This window comes from Actinomadura sp. GTD37, from assembly GCF_041951365.1.
Taxonomy (GTDB): Bacteria; Actinomycetota; Actinomycetes; order Streptosporangiales; family Streptosporangiaceae; genus Spirillospora.
The window spans coordinates 556,102-572,145 of sequence record NZ_JBGNUS010000004.1 but is presented as its reverse complement, the minus strand read 5'-3'; the positions used below and the strand labels follow the sequence as shown (position 1 = coordinate 572,145).

General features: G+C 72.2%; 16 protein-coding genes. 5 read left to right on the top strand and 11 right to left on the bottom strand.

Translation table 11 applies throughout. The annotated features are described in order from the left end of the window. Positions 1-19 precede the first annotated feature (19 nt). Entirely contained in the window at positions 20-310 is a 291-nt protein-coding gene (locus ACA511_RS24145) for a PGPGW domain-containing protein (protein WP_375026851.1), read from the bottom strand. Between the two features lie 143 nt (positions 311-453). On the opposite strand from ACA511_RS24145, the gene ACA511_RS24140 reads away from it, so the two are divergent. Continuing rightward, entirely contained in the window at positions 454-960 is a 507-nt protein-coding gene (locus ACA511_RS24140) for an NUDIX domain-containing protein (protein ID WP_375026850.1), read from the top strand. 18 nt (positions 961-978) lie between these two features. After that, positions 979-1,386 carry a PPOX class F420-dependent oxidoreductase gene (locus tag ACA511_RS24135; RefSeq protein WP_375026849.1) on the top strand — a complete coding sequence of 136 codons (408 nt, stop codon included), beginning with the start codon at positions 979-981 and terminating at the stop codon, positions 1,384-1,386. A 38-nt stretch (positions 1,387-1,424) separates the two neighbouring features. Here ACA511_RS24135 and ACA511_RS24130 read toward each other — a convergent pair whose 3' ends face one another. The 3 genes from ACA511_RS24130 to ACA511_RS24120 form a co-directional block, all read right to left on the bottom strand. Beyond that, positions 1,425-1,874 carry a CBS domain-containing protein gene (locus tag ACA511_RS24130; RefSeq protein WP_375026848.1) on the bottom strand — a complete coding sequence of 150 codons (450 nt, stop codon included), beginning with the start codon at positions 1,872-1,874 and terminating at the stop codon, positions 1,425-1,427. Positions 1,875-2,158: 284 nt separating this feature from the next. Next, the gene (locus tag ACA511_RS24125) at positions 2,159-2,857 is read right to left on the bottom strand and encodes an excalibur calcium-binding domain-containing protein (RefSeq protein WP_375026847.1); all 699 of its coding nucleotides are present in this window, start codon (positions 2,855-2,857) and stop codon (positions 2,159-2,161) included. 186 nt (positions 2,858-3,043) lie between these two features. Then, positions 3,044-3,511, bottom strand: coding sequence for an RNA polymerase sigma factor (locus ACA511_RS24120; protein ID WP_375026846.1), 468 nt, complete (start codon positions 3,509-3,511; stop codon positions 3,044-3,046). Between the two features lie 156 nt (positions 3,512-3,667). On the opposite strand from ACA511_RS24120, the gene ACA511_RS24115 reads away from it, so the two are divergent. Next, on the top strand, positions 3,668-4,639 hold the full coding sequence (locus ACA511_RS24115; protein WP_375026845.1) for an NAD(P)-dependent alcohol dehydrogenase: 972 nt from the start codon (positions 3,668-3,670) through the stop codon (positions 4,637-4,639). A 24-nt stretch (positions 4,640-4,663) separates the two neighbouring features. Here the strand turns inward: ACA511_RS24115 and ACA511_RS24110 are convergent, their stop codons facing one another. The 3 genes from ACA511_RS24110 to ACA511_RS24100 all read right to left on the bottom strand — a co-directional run bounded on the left by ACA511_RS24110 (position 4,664) and on the right by ACA511_RS24100 (position 8,720). Next, entirely contained in the window at positions 4,664-7,321 is a 2,658-nt protein-coding gene (locus ACA511_RS24110; RefSeq protein ID WP_375026844.1) for a tetratricopeptide repeat protein, read from the bottom strand. 1 nt (position 7,322) lies between these two features. Continuing rightward, positions 7,323-7,625, bottom strand: a complete 303-nt coding sequence (locus tag ACA511_RS24105; protein WP_375026843.1) for a trypco2 family protein — start codon at positions 7,623-7,625, stop codon at positions 7,323-7,325. Positions 7,626-7,826: 201 nt separating this feature from the next. After that, positions 7,827-8,720: a hypothetical protein gene (locus tag ACA511_RS24100; RefSeq protein ID WP_375026842.1), complete on the bottom strand. Its 894-nt coding sequence runs from the start codon at positions 8,718-8,720 to the stop codon at positions 7,827-7,829. Positions 8,721-9,251: 531 nt separating this feature from the next. Here ACA511_RS24100 and ACA511_RS24095 point away from each other — a divergent pair. After that, the gene (locus tag ACA511_RS24095) at positions 9,252-9,815 is read left to right on the top strand and encodes a snapalysin family zinc-dependent metalloprotease (protein ID WP_375026841.1); all 564 of its coding nucleotides are present in this window, start codon (positions 9,252-9,254) and stop codon (positions 9,813-9,815) included. 359 nt (positions 9,816-10,174) lie between these two features. Here ACA511_RS24095 and ACA511_RS24090 read toward each other — a convergent pair whose 3' ends face one another. Further along, positions 10,175-10,741 (bottom strand): hypothetical protein, encoded by a 567-nt coding sequence (locus tag ACA511_RS24090; RefSeq protein WP_375026840.1) that lies wholly within the window; start codon positions 10,739-10,741, stop codon positions 10,175-10,177. Beyond that, positions 10,738-11,166 carry an ATP-binding protein gene (locus tag ACA511_RS24085; protein WP_375026839.1) on the bottom strand — a complete coding sequence of 143 codons (429 nt, stop codon included), beginning with the start codon at positions 11,164-11,166 and terminating at the stop codon, positions 10,738-10,740. The genes ACA511_RS24090 and ACA511_RS24085 overlap by 4 nt, the downstream gene beginning before the upstream one ends. Positions 11,167-11,536: 370 nt before the next feature. Between ACA511_RS24085 and ACA511_RS24080 the strand changes: the two genes are divergently transcribed. Beyond that, a complete protein-coding gene (locus tag ACA511_RS24080) occupies positions 11,537-12,424 on the top strand; it encodes a hypothetical protein (RefSeq protein ID WP_375026838.1) in 888 nt (295 codons plus the stop codon). A 3-nt stretch (positions 12,425-12,427) separates the two neighbouring features. Here ACA511_RS24080 and ACA511_RS24075 read toward each other — a convergent pair whose 3' ends face one another. Further along, on the bottom strand, positions 12,428-13,696 hold the full coding sequence (locus tag ACA511_RS24075) for an McrC family protein (protein ID WP_375026837.1): 1,269 nt from the start codon (positions 13,694-13,696) through the stop codon (positions 12,428-12,430). Next, entirely contained in the window at positions 13,693-15,756 is a 2,064-nt protein-coding gene (locus tag ACA511_RS24070; protein WP_375026836.1) for an McrB family protein, read from the bottom strand. Before ACA511_RS24070 ends, ACA511_RS24075 begins: the two co-directional genes overlap by 4 nt. Between the last annotated feature and the right edge of the window lie 288 nt (positions 15,757-16,044).

Here is a 16,044-nt window from a genome sequence, read left to right as displayed (position 1 = left end):
TCATGCACTGAGCGCGGCTTCAGCGCTTCAATGACTTGGCGGCGGTCGTGCGGAGTCTTCGCCAGGCGGTCTTGGCGTAGGAGTTGAGGCGGTTGCTCAGGCGGCGGGCGGTGGGGAACTCGGTGCCCAGGAGGCCCAGCCCGGCGAGGATGGCCACCACGCCGGGGCCCGGCAGGACGAGCATGGCGACGCCGGCGACGATCAAGGTGAAGCCGGCGAGGGCGACGGCGATCTTGCGCAGCACGCGGACCGGGGCACGGCGCCGGGGCGCGGCCTCCGTCTCGGAGCGTTCCAACTCGGTCGTCCCCACAGCGTCCTCCCCCGTCGCGCGGCCTCGTGTTCTGGACGAACGGCACCGCCGCCGGGGATCCCGGTTCCGCACAAGTGTGATCGGGACCACCTCGGGGTTCCCGCCGCCGGACGGCGATCTTCGCGGCGGCTAGCATCGTGGCGATGAAGACCCCGTCCGGCCTCCCGCACCGGCTGCGCAGGCGTTTCGGAGCGCTGGCCGCGCCGGTGTGGCTGCGGCTCGGCGGGCGGGCGCAGTGGCGGCTCGCGCGGCTCCGGCACCGGACGTTCCTGGTCTACGCGGGCGGGGTCGTCCTGGACGAGCGGGGGCGCATCCTGCTGCTGCGGCATCGGCTGTGGCCCGGGTACCGGGCGTGGGGGCTCCCCGGCGGGTACGTCAACGCCGGTGAGCGGCTGGAGGACGCGGTCGCCCGGGAAGTGCGGGAGGAGACGGCGCTGGAGGTGGAGGTCACCGGACCTCCGCTGCGGCTCGCCAGCGGCTTCCGGCACCGGGTCGAGGCCTACTACGCGGCCCGGGTCGTCGGCGGGCGGCTGGAGCTGGACGCGGCGGAGATCCTGGAGGCGCGCTGGTTCCCGCTGGACGCGCTCCCGGACGAGATGTCCCCCCGGCTCCGGAACGCCGTCCTCGCGCTTGACCTCAAGCGCGGTTGAGGCAGCACGGTGGAGCCCATGAGCCTTACCGACATCGAACGCGAGTACCTGTCGACGCAGCGGCTGGGGCGGCTCGCCACGGTGGGTCCCAAGGGCGACCCGCAGAACAACCCGGTCGGATTCACCTACAACGCCGAGACCGGCACCATCGACATCCGCGGCTGGAACCTCGTCAAGTCCCGCAAGTACCGGAACCTCCGTGAGAACGACCAGGTGGCGTTCGTCGTCGACGACCTGGCGTCCGTCCAGCCCTGGCGCGTGCGGGGCGTCGAGATCCGGGGACGCGCCGAGACCGCGGTCGTGGACGACCCGGACGCGGAGGGCGCGCATTTCGGCGGCGACGTCATCCGCGTCCACCCCGGGACCGTCTTCGCCTGGGGGCTCGACCCGGACGCCGAAGGGATGACCAAGCGCACCGTCGCGTGACGGGGCGGTGAGCGGCGCCCGGCCGCGGCCGGGCCGCGTCAGGTGCCCGGCGGGGGCTCCTGGAGGGCGAACCGGTCGGCGGAGGCGTGGCACTTGGGGCAGCGGGCAGGCGCGTGCTTCCCGCGCACGACCTCGCCGCAGACCGCGCACGCCCATTCGGTGGTCAGCAGCGCCATGACGTCGGAGCGGGCGACGACGCCGACGAGGTCGCGGCCCGACAGCACCGGGACGCGGCGGATCCGCCGCTCCAGGAGCAGGTGGCGGGCCTCCTCGACGTCGGTGTCCTCGGTGACGCTGATGACGCCGGCGGTCATCACGTCGGCGGCGGTCTCCCCCTCGCGGGCCAGCAGGTCGTACTCGCTGACCAGGCCCACGACGGCGCCGTGCTCGTCGACGACGGGGACGGCGCTGATCCGGCGGGCGCGCAGCAGGGCCGCGACGTCGGGCACCGGCGCGTCCCGCCGCACGGTGATCACCGGGCTCGTCATGATCTCTTTGACCTTCACTGCTGCCGCCCCAGGGTCACGCGGGCCCCCGCACCGTCCGGTGGGCGAGCCCGTCCTTCGTCCTGCCACATGACCTTAGATGTCGCGATCGTTCCGGTCGGCACCGGGCCGGAACGGGCACTCGTCCGCGGGTCGCTGTCAGTCCTTCCCGATATCGCGCGGATGATCCGGAAGCCGGGCCACCGGGCTGCACGGGAGGAGAGCGCGCCCTGTCGTCTCCATCCGCTTTCAGGCGCTCCGGCGGCACCGGCGGGCCGGGGTCGGCCCTACGGCCGTCCGCTGGAGTCCGGCGCCGAGGGCTCGTCGCTCGGTTCGGACGGTGACGGCTCCATGCTCGGCCCCGAGTCCGAGGGCTCCTCGCTGGGGACCGGCGTGGACGGCTCCTCGGAGGGCGTCGAAGTCGGCGGGGACTCGCTCGGCGCCGGGGAAGACGGCGCGACGCCGTTCCGGGGCTCGCAGTCGACGCCGTCCCGATCCCGGTCCTTATACCAGGCGTACTCGGGGTCCGTGCCCTCGTAGTACGGGCCGTATCCGGCGGCGTTCGCCTTCGCGCAGGTGGCGAACCTCGGATCGAGGCCGTCACCCGGCTGCGGTGCCGCGGATCCGGAGCCGCGCTCGCAGTCGATGCCGTCCTGATCGCGGTCCTCGTACCAGGCGTACTCGGGATCCGCGCCCCTGACGTACGGGCCGTACCCGGCGGCGTTCGCCTCCGCGCAAGTGCCGAACTTCGGATCAAGTCCATGCGCCCGGGTGGACGGCGCCGGTGTCGTCGGCCGAGCGGACGTGGACGGCGTCCTGGCGGGGGCCGAGGTGCCCTGTGAGGACTTCTGCGCGCGTTCGCCGCCGCACGAGGCGAGGCCGGCGAGGACCAGAACCGCGGCCGAGGCGATGAACAGCGCGGAGAGCCGCGGCTGCGCGGGCCGGTGCGGGCGGTGCCGCGGAGGCGGGCGGGAATCGACGGGCATGGCGTGACCTCCGTCCGAGGTACCGCCGCATCAATCCCCCATTCCACCCCAATCGCCCCATGAGTGACATACGAGACGAACAACCCCGCAGCCAACAGTCGCCCAAATCTCGCGGCACGAGGGGGTCGCACGCCGCCGTCCCGCGTCCGCCCGCATCGCGGTGTGCCCGGTGCGGGCCGATGGCGGTCAAGGCTGACGTTTCTGAATTTTTCCGTTATCGCCCGCCCTGGCGCGGGTCTGCACCGTATCTACGGTCACCCGACGAGAGGACGTGGCATCGCCATGAGCAACCAACCCGGTCCTCGCCCGCGTCTCCGGGGGCGGAGGCGTCCTGGACGGCGTCCGCTGGACGGGGGCCGCGGCGCCGGGCACGGGCGGCGCCGGTTCGGGCGGCCCCGGCCACGTCCAGTAGACGACCGCGGCCGCGACGCCCACCGCCGCCGCCCCCGCCGGCTCGCGCAGCCCGCCCAGGCCGCCGAGCGCCCGCAGCACCGACTCCTGGACGACGTCGTCCACGTCCGCGTGCCCGCGGAGCGCCCACCCGACCACGTTGTACAGCAGCGGCAGATGCTCGGCGACCAGCCGCTCCCGGGCGCCGGCGTCCCCGTCCTGCGCCGCCCGGACCAGCAGGTCCACGTCCGTGCCCACTCGCATCCTCGTCCTCCACAGAGTCTCCGCCGATCCCTCTGGAGACCCCCGAAACCACCAGGGATAACAAGAACCCCGCCGATTCTCCCCCGGGCTCGGCTCCGGCCGGCCGGTTGGCGCGTTCTGCGGGGCAGGTGGGACTGTCCAGGTTAGGGTGCGTTCGTGAAGGCAGCCGTTCATGACAGGTACGGCCCGCCGGACGTGGTCCGGATCGCCGAGGTCGACAAACCCTCCGCGGGAGAGCGGGACGTTCTCATCAGGGTGCACGCGACGACCGTGAACCGGACGGATTGCGCCTACCGATCGGCCACGCCGTTCTTCATCCGGGTGGTCTCCGGCCTCGTCCGGCCGCGACGGAGAATCCTGGGGACGGAGTTCGCGGGCGCGGTAGAGGCGGTCGGCGGCGGTGTCACGTCGTTCGCCGTGGGCGACCGGGTCTTCGGGTACAACGAGGGCCCGTTCGGGACCCATGCCGAGTACCTGTCCGTCCCGGAGGACGGCATGATCGCGACCATCCCGGCCGGCGTGGCGTTCGCGGAGGCCGCTCCCGGAACCGAGGGATCGCACTACGCGTACTCGTCCATCAGGACGGCGGGAGTCGAGGCCGAGCAGGACGTCCTGGTCTACGGCGCGACCGGCGCCATCGGCTCGGCGGCGGTGCAGTTGCTGAAGAGCCTCGGCGCCACGGTGACCGCGGTGTGCGACACGGCCGGTCTGGAACTGGTGCGCGGCCTCGGCGCCGACCGGGTCGTCGACTACACGGCGCAGGACTTCACCGAAGACGAGCAGCGGTACGACCTGGTCCTCGACGCGGTCGGCAAGAGCACTTTCGGCCGCTGCAAACGGCTTTTGAAGTCCGATGGACTGTACATGTCCTCGGAACTGGGGCCGTGGTGGCAGAACCTAATTCTGCTGCTGGTCACGCCATTGCTCGGCGGCAAGAGGGTGAAGTTCGGCTACCCCCGCCAGGATCAGGAGACGGCCCGACATCTCCGGGACCTGATCGAGTCGGGGCAGTTCAAGCCGGTCATCGATCGCCGGTATCCATTGGATCGAATCGTCGACGCCCATCGGTACGTCGAGACCCAGCAGAAGGTCGGCAACGTCGTCATCGAGGTCGTACCGCCCTCCTGACCCGGCCGGTGTCACGGTCGGCGGTCACGGCCGGGAGCCGTCGTCCTCGGGAAGGCCCGCAAGGAGTCCGCGCACTTCGGCGACCCTCGTGGGGGCGTCTATCTCGATGAGCAGATCGAGGGCTTCGGAATAGGCCGGCCGGGCGTCCGACGAACGTCCCGCATGATGGTGGACGCCGCCCAGGATGCACAGCATGGTCGCCAACCCGGCCTTGTTCCCGATCTCCCGGTGGAAGTCGATGGCCGGTCCGAGCACTTCTTCGGCGTCGGCGTGGCGGCCGAGGCCGTCGTAGGCCAGCGCCAGGTGCCAGGCGCACCAGACGACCTCGTCGCGGTCGCGGCGCCGCTCGCCCATGGCCATGGCGTCCTCCAGGACGCGGGCGGCGTCCGCGTGCCTGCCGAGCTGCCGGTAGGCGTCGCCGATGTGCGCGGCCAGCCAGATCTCGCCCGCCTCGTCGTCCCGGCTCCGGTAGACGGCCAGCGCTTCGGCGTAGCGGTCGAGTGCCTGTTCCGGCTGGCCGAGATCGCACTGAAAGTCGCCGAAGTGCGTCAGCACCCACGCCTCCTTGCCCGGATCGCCCATGGAGCGGACCACCTCCAGCGCCCGCTCATAGAGCGGCGGCGTCTCGGCCGCGCGGCCGAGGATCCGGCGCGCCTCGGCCAGGTGGATCAGCGATCCGAGCTCGGCCGGGGCGTCCCCGACGCGGTGCGCCGCCCGGACGGCGAGGTCCTTGACGGCCTCCATCTCCTCCCAGTGCCCGCGGTAGAAGAGCAGGCCGTAGAGCGATTCCGCGATCCGGACGACGAGCCCGTCCTCCCCCGCGTCCGCCGCGGCGCGAAGGCTCGCCTGGACGTTCAGCGACTCGTCCGCGAACCACGCGATCGCCTCGGCCGGCGGCTGCTCGTGCGCGCCGGGCCGGGTCATCCACGCGTGCAGGCGGTCGCCGTACCAGTCCAGCGAGCGGCGGAACGCGTCCCGGCGGGCGGACGGCGGCTCCTCGGCCTCCATGCGCTCCCTCGCGTACAGCCGGAGGAGGTCGTGGAGGCGGTACCGGTCGTCGCCCGCGACCTCGACCAGATGGCGGTCCAGCATCTCCCCGAGCATGCGGTCGGCGTCCGCGTCGGCGACGCCGCCGGTGCGCGCGGCCACGGCGGCGGTGAAGTCCCGTCCCGCGAGGACGCCGAGGCGGCGGAACAGCGACGCCGTGTCGGGCCGCAGGGCCCGGTAGCTGAGCTCGAAGCTGCTGCGCACTCCCCTGTCCTCACCCTCAAGGCGGGATATACGCCCGGTCTCGTCCAGGAGGTCGGACAGGTAGCGCGCGGGCGACCCGCGCCTCATCACGAGGTGCGCGGCGGCGATGCGTATCGCCAGCGGAAGCCCGGCCAGCAGCCGGACGATCTGCCGCGCGGCCGGCCGGTCGCGTCCCACCACGTCCGTGCCGACGATCCGCTCGAACAGCCTGAGCCCGTCGGGATCGGGCAGCGGGTCGAGGCGGAGCCGGTCGGCGCCGTCCACCGAGGCCAGGGTGGTGCGGCTGGTCACGATCACCGCCGTGCCGGGCGACGCGGGCAGGAGCGGGGCGGCCTGCCGCGCTTCGGACACGTTGTCGAGCAGCAGGAGGCTGGGCCCCCGCCTCAGCTGCGCCTGGAACTCGCGCCTGCGCTGCGCCGGGTCGTCCGGCAGCCTGTCGCCGGACATGCCCAACGCGGCCAGGACCTCCACCATGGCGGCGTCCGCGGTGCCGGCCGCGGCCACGTCCACCCGGATCCGCGCGTGCGTGAACGTGGCGGCGAGCCTGTGGGCGAGCTCATTGGCCAGTTCGGTCTTCCCGACGCCCGCCATGCCGTGCAGGACGACCAGCGGGCAGGTCTCGTCCAGCCGGTCGGTGAGCAGGGTCCGCGCCCGCTCGATCACCTCGTCCCGGTCCGTGAAGTCGGGGAGCGACCTGGTCAGGTTCACGTGGCCCGGGGAGGACGGTCGGGGACCCGCGGCCGGGCGCAGGACGCGGACCGGGCCGCCGCCCAGGCCGAGCTCCCGCTCCCAGGGCGCGCCCCGCACCGCGCCTGCCCAGCGGTCCAGCGGGGCGACGGTGAGGACGGACACCCCCTCGGGGACATGGTGTTCCGTCACCACGCCGACCGCGAACTCCTCGTCCTGGAAGCCCTGGGCGAAGACCACGGCGCCCGACATCCCCTCCCATTCGCTCACGCCGCGCCCTCCGGCGGAGCCGGGCGCCGCGGTGACGCGCAGCTCCATCAGGTTCGTGCGCAGGTTGGAGCCCGCCGGGATGACGCCCTTGACCTGCACGCTGTCGCGCCTGGGGGCCGTGCCCGGCTCCCCTGGGCGCTCCTTCCACCGGGGGAAGCCGAGCGCCCAGCACGGGCCGATCTCGCCCGTCCGGGAGCGGTCGACACCGGCGAAACGGACCGGGGGCAGTTCGAGCAGCGGGGAGTCCCCGGCGACCGCCAGCAGGGCGAGGTCGGAGGTCTCGTCCACCGCGACGGCCTCGGCCGGGTGCTCGGTCTCGTCCACCAGCCGGACGAGCAGCGTCCCGGCGCCCGTGACGTTGTGCGCCGCCGTCAGCACCCAGCGCCGTCCGACCAGGCAGCCGGAGCCGACGCTCCACCGGCCGCCGGGGGCGCGCCGCAGGACCTCGACGGCGCGGGCCGTGAGCCCGGCCATCTCAGGGCTTGGCCGCGAGCCCGCGGGTCACCTTGATCGGGCGTCCGGCGTCGTCCAGCGGCGGTTCCAGCGTGACCGTCACGCGCTGGATCTCCTCCTTGCGGTAGGAGCCGTCGCCGCCCAGTTCGAGGACCCAGACCTTCGCCTTGCCGGACGCCCCGGCCTGCCGCGTCACTCCGACGTGGAATTCGAGCTGTATCTGGCCGACGCCGAAGCCGAACTCCGCGTCCTTCCCCGCCTCCAGGGCCTCCATCAGTTCGGCGCGTAGGGCGGCGATGCTCTCGGCAAGTCCAAGTTGGCCCACGAAATCCTCCTATATCCGCATTCCGTCGAGCGCGCGCCGGGACACGGCCGCCGCATGCCCGCGTCGCGATCCTCCACGGCCTCCATCGCCGGGCGGAACGGTTCAGTGGAACGCGGCCGGAGAAGGCCAATTCGAGACTTCGGAAGGCGCGGAGGCGGCGCGTTCGTCCCTCCGCACGGCGCCGGGCGGGCCACCGGACGTTCAGGGCACGCCTTGATCGATGACGAGGACGCTCGGCGCGGCAGCGGAGTCGAAGGGGATCCTCACCCGCAGCCGGTCCGGGGTGCCGGTCGCGTGCACGGCGCTGAGCGTGACGATCCAGCAGCCGGACTCCCGCTCGGCGGCCAGGAGCATGATCGTCTGCTCTCCGTAGCCCCTGCTGACGACTTCGGTCCGCGCCACTTCGACGGCGTGGTCTTCGGGGACGCGCCGGGAGCGGCCGAACAGCCCGCGCCACCGCGCGCGCACCGAGCGGAGCGTTCGCTTCACGGCGCCGGCGAACCCCGCGTCGGCGCGGTTGCCGATGATCCCTCCGGCGGCGGCCGCACCGACGTACGCGCCGACGTGCAGAGCATGATCGATCAGGTCCGGCGCCGACCCGGCCCAGCCCTGCGGGGCCGGGCTTCCGTCGTAAGGGTAGGGGTCCGGAGTGCTCACCGGCACAGCGGGAGGCCCGTCCGGCGCCGGCCCCGCTGCGGCGTAAGGCGCCGGCGGCCCCGGCCGGCCGAGCCATTGCCGCATGCCGTCCGCCCACTCGGGCGCCCGGCCCTGATCGGAGAACCGGTAGATCTCGCAACCCGCGATCAACGTCGTCCAGGCGCCGTGGGGCATGCCGCAGAGAGGCTCGCTCATCCGCATGGCGGCCTGATGGAATTCGGCCGGCCCGCCATTCGCCAGCAGTTCCGCCTGCTGGACGATCAAGGACATCGGATGGCACTCGCCGGCGGACTCGGGACCGGGCGGACCGCCCGCGTCATCGGCCCGGGCAGCCTCGGCACCCCCGTAGGCGGCCACGAGCGAGCCCGCCGCATCACGAAGACCCTGGATGAAGCTCTCCCGGAGCTGCGGGTCCATGGGAGGGGGCTCGGTGGTCACTCTCCCAGCATCATCCCCATTCCTTCACCAGACAAGCCGAATGGCGCAGGCCGCCGACCCGGGGGCGCGACGAAAGCCCGTCTCCCGCTGCGCCACCGCCCGTCCGGCCGCCACCTTAATGATCTTCAGATCGGGTGCCTCCAGTGCCGGCGCGCCACCCCGCACCCCGGCGGATTTCTGTGTTCCTAGAAATCAACATTGAACATCTAATGGCATCATCCGATAGATGGAAGCGCTTCTTTCAACTACTCTCCCGTAGATGTGGTACCTGCCAGGACATTGAAGCTCCGCCGCATGCACATGGGCAGGCGTCCCCGCATTTCACCGGCCACTGCTGAAGTCAGGTCCCGGCGCCACGCTATTTCGTTGGCGAACCCGTCCGCCCGCCGACGATCGAAGCAGCGGCGTGGTCGCCGACCCCGGCGACGAATGCGCGACCACCACGCTCTCCACCGGCATCGCGCCGCACCTGTCCTGGATCGACCAGCGAATCGGCGGCCGACCCCCGTCCTCACCCCGCAGGAGACCCCCATGTTCCGAAAGATCACGGCGGCGCTGGCCGTCGCCCTCGGGCTCGCCTTCCTGGTGCCCGCCCTGGCCGCCGCCCCCGCGTCCGCCGCGGTCCCGGCCCGGGCCGCCGTCCGGACGATCTACTACGACGCGAGCGGCGCGCAGGAGTTCAGAGCGGCCGTCGACCAGGGCGCCGCCGCATGGAACGCGGCAGTGCCGACGATCGCGCTGAAGCCCGCGACCGGGTCCCAGGCCACCGTCAAGGTGTACGCCGACAACGGCTGGCCCCGCACCTACATGTACGGCTTCGGCCAGGCCACCATCTACATGGGACGTGAAGCGGTCGACGACGGCTTCTACCCGCCCCGGATCGCCGCCCACGAACTCGGGCACGCCCTCGGCCTGCCCGACAACCGCAACGGACGCTGCGACTACCTGATGTCCGGCCACAGCTCGCCGGTCTCCTGCACGAGCACGACCCCGCACTCGACCGAAGCAGCCCAAGTCGCCCGCAACGCAGGCACCCGCGTCCCGGCCCTCGCCGCCGTCCGGCAACTCCAGTACGCGGACTGCTTCGTCTTCTGACCGCCCGTCCCCAGCGAACTCCGGACGTCGGCACCCGGCGCGGCACCACCACCGGCGAAGCCCGGCAGCGGTGCCGCGCCGACCTGCATCGCACCCGCATCGACCCGGATCCGGACGTGTGAGCTGGTCATAGGTGAGGGCCACCCGCCCCATCACTGCGCACCCGGAACCGTCCGTGCGGTGTGCTTGCCCCGGAGCCACCTCACTCCCCGGTGACGGCCGCCCCTGGCCCACCCGCTCCTGCGGGAAACGCCCCGCGCATCGAACCACCAATCCCTATCGCGTTCGGTGTTCCGCATCTCCGGGATATGGCCGGAAGGTGGCGGACGGCAGCGAAGGCAGCACGCCCGTCCACGCGGTCAATGAGTGGCGCGGTAGTGGGCGTATTCGCGGACGAGGATCTCGTGGGGCCTCCCGGGCCAGCGGCTGAGGGCACCGGTCTGCCGATCGACGATCAGAACAGGGCGCGGGTCGTCGGAAGGCGTCGTGGTCGCGCAGGTGATGAAACCGTCGGCGAACTCCTCCACGCTCACCGGCACGGGGCTCCCATCGCGGACGAAGTGGGCGTCGGCGAGGCGCCACGCCTCGGCGCGGTCGACCGGCGCCGGGCTGACGGCATAGGCGGCCAGGACGTCGGCGACGCCGCGCAGTGTGCGGCAGTCGCGGGTGCCGCACCCTCGGCAGATCTCCCGCCCGTGCGAGTCGTCGCCGGGCCGGTGCGCCGACAGCACGCAGGTCAGCGCGGCCGTGCAGGCCAGCACGAGACGGCGGGACGCGCCGACGAACTCGCGGCTGCAGGGGTCGAGCCGCCCATGCTGGACGAGCGCGGCGTCGATGGAGTGGACGTCGGCGCGCATCGCGGCGGTCATCGCGGCGTGGACCCGCCGGTGAACCTGGTCGTGCGTCCAGGAGGCGGGTGCGGTCACGCGGCCCGCTCCGCCGCGAAGACGGCGGTGACCGTGCGGCCCTCGCCGTTGCCGTGCCAGCCCCAACTGGCGGCGGTGAGGGAGATCGTCCGCAGGCCGCGCCCGGACTCGGCGAGTTCCCCGGCCTCCAGCGCGGCGGGCTCGCCAGGGCCGCCCTGATCGGCCACCGAGACGGCGACGCGACCGGCGTCCTGGACGATCTCGACAGTGAAGGCCCCGCCGACCTGCCCGGACTTGGTGTGCCGCAGCGCGTTGACGACCAGCTCGTCGGCGGCGAGCAGCACGTCATCGAGGAAGGGGCAGCCGGTCAGCAGGCAGCCGACGAACCGCCGGACGTTGCGGGCCTCCTCAAGCCCGCCGGGGAAGGAACGCCGCCACCGCAGCGGTGGCGCCGGCGGCGCGGCCGGAAGCATCGTCGGGGACATCGAATCACCTCGGGGTCGTGTAAACGGACGTGGCGGATCGCTCAGGTCTCCCCTGCTCCGCACACCGATCGTCACAGAATGTCGCCGCCCGGTCACGAAGGATCCGCGAAAAAGGCGTCCCAGCCCGTGGATTGGCACAGGTGCCGCTCGCGCGCCCGAATCCCGCACGTGCGACCTTCGCACCGCGCGCCCGCCCCCGCACCGCGCGATCACCGAACATGCGTCGCCCGAACATTCAAATTTCCCATGCACGCCATTAATCGCCCCACCGCCCACCCTTTCAACAAATGTTGACAATGCGCATGTAAGGCACGGTAAAAATCCGCTGGGTCGCAAACGCCGACCATTGATACGGTCACCGAGGAGCCCGATGTCCAGAGATCCGGAAACGCCGCCGCCCTGGGCGCGCAGGACGAGCGCCGACTGTCCGGTCGGCGTGCGGCAGCAGGCGTGGATCGAGGCGTCCCTCGCCTGGTTCGAGCGCGAGTTCGTCCGGGAGCCGGCGTCACGGAACGTCGTCCTGCCGGGCCCTGACCTGCCGTCCACCGCCTACACGGGGACGCCGGAGCAGGTCATCTCCCTGGTCTCGCGGGTGTGCGGGGTGATGGGGGTCGATCTCACCGAGATCACCGTGGAGCTCTTCGACCGGGCCGGCGAGGACGCGGCGGCGACGCGGGAGGAACGGCGCACGGTCGGCCACTACCGCGTCAGGAATGGCCGGGCGGTCATCGGGCTGGACGTGACCGAGGCGTCCGACGCCGCCTATCTGATCGCCGTCATCGCTCACGAACTGTGCCATGTGCGGCTCCTCGGCGAGGGCCGGATCACCACCGACCGCAAAGACCATGAACGCCTCACCGATCTTCTCACCGTGTATTTCGGGTTCGGTGTCTTCACCACGAACGCCGCCCTGAGGTTCGGCGAGGCGGCGCGCGGCTTCTCCGTCCACCCCCTCGGCGAACTGGACGAGCGGACCCTGAACGCGGCCCGCAACGACGGCTTCTCACGGCTCGGCTACCTCACCGAGCGCGAGTTCGGTTACGCGATGGCCTGCCACGCCTGGCTGCGCCGCGAGGCCGAGCCGGCGTGGGCGGGCCATCTCGCCCCGGGGCCCCGCGCGTGCCTGTGGCAGGGCCTCGCCTACCTGGGCCGGACCGTCGAGCCCGGCATGCTCCCGCCCGCGGGACCGGCATCGTCCCGGTCTCGGTCCGCGTGGTGCCGAAGACCGACCGCGTGTGGCTCGGCGGCCTCTACCTGATGATCACGCGCGGCGAGTGGCCGCCGGACGCCCCACGGCACCGCCCGTCGTGACCCGCCCACCCGTCCCCGTCCCCGTTCCGCCCGGGGCGTCCGCGGCGATGCGGCGGGCGAGCGCGGCGATCTGGGCGCGGAGTCCCTCCGGAGACGCCGTCAGGTCGAGTGCCGCCTCCACGATCCGGACGTCCTCGGTACCGGTGATGACGTGGGTGTGCGCCTCGGTCTTGGACGCGTACACCAGGTAGGCGCGGTGAAGGCGCATCGCCGTGCAGTAGGCGAGCATCTGGTAGAGGTCCTCCTGCGGAGTGTCCCCGGTCTTGTACTTGGCGTCCACAACTACGAGGGGGCGTCCTTCGGCGGTGCAGAGCACGAGGTCGGGGCGGAGCCGCACCCGGTGGCCCCGGTCGAGATGGTGGCGCCCGTCCTGGAGTCTCACCGTGCCGCCGTGCGGGCGGAGCGCTTCCGCGAGGGCGGCGCAGACGAAGTCCTCGAAGACCCGCCACATCTCCAGCATCAGCCCGTCCACCCGGACGGTGGCGCCGTCGTCGAGTTCGTAGGAAGCGCCGCGCAGCACCAGGTCGGCGATCCCGAGGGCGGTGTGGTAGCGGATGTTCAGCCGGGACGGCGTCCAGGCCGGCAGGGCGCGCCCGGGAGTGAGCCGTTCCACGCCGTCCAGCCTCAACGGCAGATGGCGCAGAAGCCTGCGGGTGGCCGACGGGACGCCCGGCAGGCGCAGCAGCCGGTGGGTCGCGGCGAGCAGAAGCCGGTTCTCGGGGATGTCGGCGGTGTAGTCGTCGTAGCGCACCTCGACCGGCATCGGGAAGCCGTGCCGCCGCTGGATCTGGTCCTTGACGCGGATGCGGCCCCGCACGACCGGCAGCGCCTCCTCCGTCTCGCGGTAGCCGAGAAGGACGCCCTGGCTCAGGGCCCGTTCGGCGGCGCGGGCGAACGCGTGGGCGAGCGCCGGCAGCAGTTCCGTCCGCTCGCCCGCGTCGACCTCGTCCCGCCTCCAGCCCGCCGGCCTCTGCGCGTAGCCGAGGAGGTGGAGCAGGCGGTCGATCGGCGTCTTCGGCCGGACGCGGATCTCCGTCGGATCGCTCGCGGGGCCGATCCGGGCCGCGCCGACCAGGCCGTTGTCGCGCAGTTTCCAGAGACCGGGGCGGGGGCCGGGCGCGACGCGGATCAGGCCGGACGCGGCCAGTGTCGCGGCCCGCTCAGCCGTGATCACGTGCTCCGTCCAGGGCCCGCCCTCGTCGAGGCCGACGACGGTCACGCCAGTCGCCGTCGCAACGTGTCCAGACCGTACTTCGCCTGGACGTCCGTGCCGTCGCCGTAGTGGTGTTCCTCCAGGAGCGGCAGTATCTGCGTCCGCCAGATCCGCGCGAGCCCGGCCTCGGTGGCGGCGCTCTCCCGCATCAGGTAGGACGGGCCGACTTTGAAGTCGCGGTCGTCGATGCGGCTGTTGAGCTCGGCGAGCAGCCGCGCCGGCTCGTCGCCGAGTTCGTGGCGCCGCAGCCAGCGCGCCAGGATCTCGCTGGTGGGCGGCTCGTCCGGATGGAGTTCGACGAACCAGAAGCGGCGCCGCATGGCCGCGTCCACGAGGGCGATGGAGCGGTCGGCGGTGTTCATCGTGCCGATGATGATGACGTTGCGCGGCAGCGTGAAGCCCTGGTCGCCTTCGGAGCCGTAGAGCAGGTTGACGGGTTCGCCCCGGTACTCGAGCAGAAAGTACAGCTCCCCGAAGATCTTCGCGAGATTGCCCCGGTTGATCTCGTCGATGATCAGGACGTACGGGCGGCCCGGGTGGGCGAGCGCGGCGCTGACCAGGCGGCGGAACGGCCCGCGCACGAGGTCGAAGGAGATCGTCCCGTCACCGGACTTCGCCGGCCGGTAGCCCTCGAAGAAGTCCTCGTAGGAGTAGGCGGGATGGAACTGGACGAGCTGGACGCATTCCGGGCGCCCGGACGTGAGGTGCCGGGCGAGCCGCCGGGCCACGTAGGTCTTCCCGGTGCCGGGCGGCCCGTAGAAGATCATCTGGGGGCGTTCGCGGAGCAGCTCCACGGCTTCCTGGAGCCAGTCCCGGCCGATCGCGAGGTCCTCGGCGAGGTCGCCGGTGGCGTCGGGGAGGCGCATGGTCCGTTCGGGGACTTCGACGGGCTCGCCCAGCAGTTTCTCGAGCTCCGGCACGGACGACGTCAGCTCGACGATCGCGGCGTCCGGGTTGCCGACCAGGACGGCGAACTCGTCGGGAAGGTCCTCGTAGTCGATCGGCCGGTCGGCGTTGCGCCAGTCCACGGCGCGTTGCAGGTCGGCATGCCCGCCCACGCTGCTGACGAAGGACGCGGGGCTGGTGATCGTCCCGAGGTAGACGGCGGCGCCGTCGTTGGTGACGACGATGTCGTCCTCGCTCATGCGGGACAGGAAGGCGTGGAACTCGGCCGCCAGCCTCGCCCTGTCCTGGGCGCCGATGTCGGAGTAGGACTCGCGCACCGCCCGCTCGACCTGTTCGGGCTCCGCGCCGGGCGGCAGGTCCCCGAGCCGGGACGAGGGCAGGGAGCATATGCCGTCCGCCAGCCACAGGTCTTCGATCAGGTTCGCGTCGGGCACGTTGGCCGCCCGGACCAGCCACGCGCGCCGGGTCCGCCGGCCGTCCCCCGCCGGTCTGACCTGTGCCGCCAGTTCGGACGCGGGTATCCGGCGCTGCCCGTCGGCCCGGCCGTCCGGAGCCAGGACGCCGTCGTCCGCGAGCAGCGCGTGCCATTCCGCTCGCTCCGCTTCGGTGAGGTGCGCTTCGCGCGGCAGGTTGCCCTCGTCGGCGAGGAGCCTGTGCCAGCCTTCGGGCCGGTCTCCCTGGAGCAGCCGGAGCAGGGCATCGGACCGGAGGCCGGCCTCGGACGCGACATCCGTGAGAGCGGCCCATCGCCCTTCGGGGAGCGCTTCCGCCAGTGACGTCGCACGCTGGAAACGGTCTCTGTGCAGGTCCCAGTACTGGTACGCGCGTCCCAACGCCGCGTAGAAGGCCGAGGGGTCCGGATGCTGTTCAAGCGCTCGCCGCGCCAGGCCGGTCGGAAACCATTTCCGCTGGTCCTTGCGCAGCCAGCCCGCCTTGACGAGCCCGATGCTCGCGAACTGGAGAGCGTTATAGGAATTGTCGTACCAGGCGTCCCCCGCGATCTCCCGCCAGCGGGCTTCCAGACCGGGATCCGCTTCGAGCAGCCGATCGTGAAGCGCGCGGTAGCGAATGCCGCTCGACGGCGTGGCCGGGTCGGCGTCCGCCAAGCGCCGCACCGCGGCGAACACCATTTCGGTGGTGATCTCGTTCCGACTCGTCACACGGTCGAGGTTGGCAGAAAGTCACGCGACATTACATGACACCGGACATATTCCGGCCGGATATGGCGAGATGCGCGGTCGGGCCGGCTCATGACCCGGTTCCCAGTGGCGCGACCACCGCGACCGCACCCGAGCCGCCCGCGCGCCTCGCGGCCCTGGACGGGCGCCGTCATGCCCGCTCCGCCGCAACACCGGGCGACCGTGGCGCGGACGCCTCTCAGACCGGCTATTCAGGGATAAATAGGACATCGTCGTATCGTTTGAATGGCTCGCCGCGACAGGGCCGCA

What these genes read in the sequence shown, in the direction of transcription:
- ACA511_RS24095 (WP_375026841.1), top strand. Translation starts at nt 9,252, where the DNA reads ATGTTCCGAAAGATCACGGCGGCGCTGGCCGTCGCCCTCGGGCTCGCC.
- ACA511_RS24120 (WP_375026846.1), bottom strand. Translation starts at nt 3,511, where the DNA reads ATGCGAGTGGGCACGGACGTGGACCTGCTGGTCCGGGCGGCGCAGGAC.
- ACA511_RS24110 (WP_375026844.1), bottom strand. Translation starts at nt 7,321, where the DNA reads ATGGCCGGGCTCACGGCCCGCGCCGTCGAGGTCCTGCGGCGCGCCCCC.
- ACA511_RS24080 (WP_375026838.1), top strand. Translation starts at nt 11,537, where the DNA reads ATGTCCAGAGATCCGGAAACGCCGCCGCCCTGGGCGCGCAGGACGAGC.
- ACA511_RS24130 (WP_375026848.1), bottom strand. Translation starts at nt 1,874, where the DNA reads ATGACGAGCCCGGTGATCACCGTGCGGCGGGACGCGCCGGTGCCCGAC.
- ACA511_RS24125 (WP_375026847.1), bottom strand. Translation starts at nt 2,857, where the DNA reads ATGCCCGTCGATTCCCGCCCGCCTCCGCGGCACCGCCCGCACCGGCCC.
- ACA511_RS24140 (WP_375026850.1), top strand. Translation starts at nt 454, where the DNA reads ATGAAGACCCCGTCCGGCCTCCCGCACCGGCTGCGCAGGCGTTTCGGA.
- ACA511_RS24135 (WP_375026849.1), top strand. Translation starts at nt 979, where the DNA reads ATGAGCCTTACCGACATCGAACGCGAGTACCTGTCGACGCAGCGGCTG.
- ACA511_RS24085 (WP_375026839.1), bottom strand. Translation starts at nt 11,166, where the DNA reads ATGTCCCCGACGATGCTTCCGGCCGCGCCGCCGGCGCCACCGCTGCGG.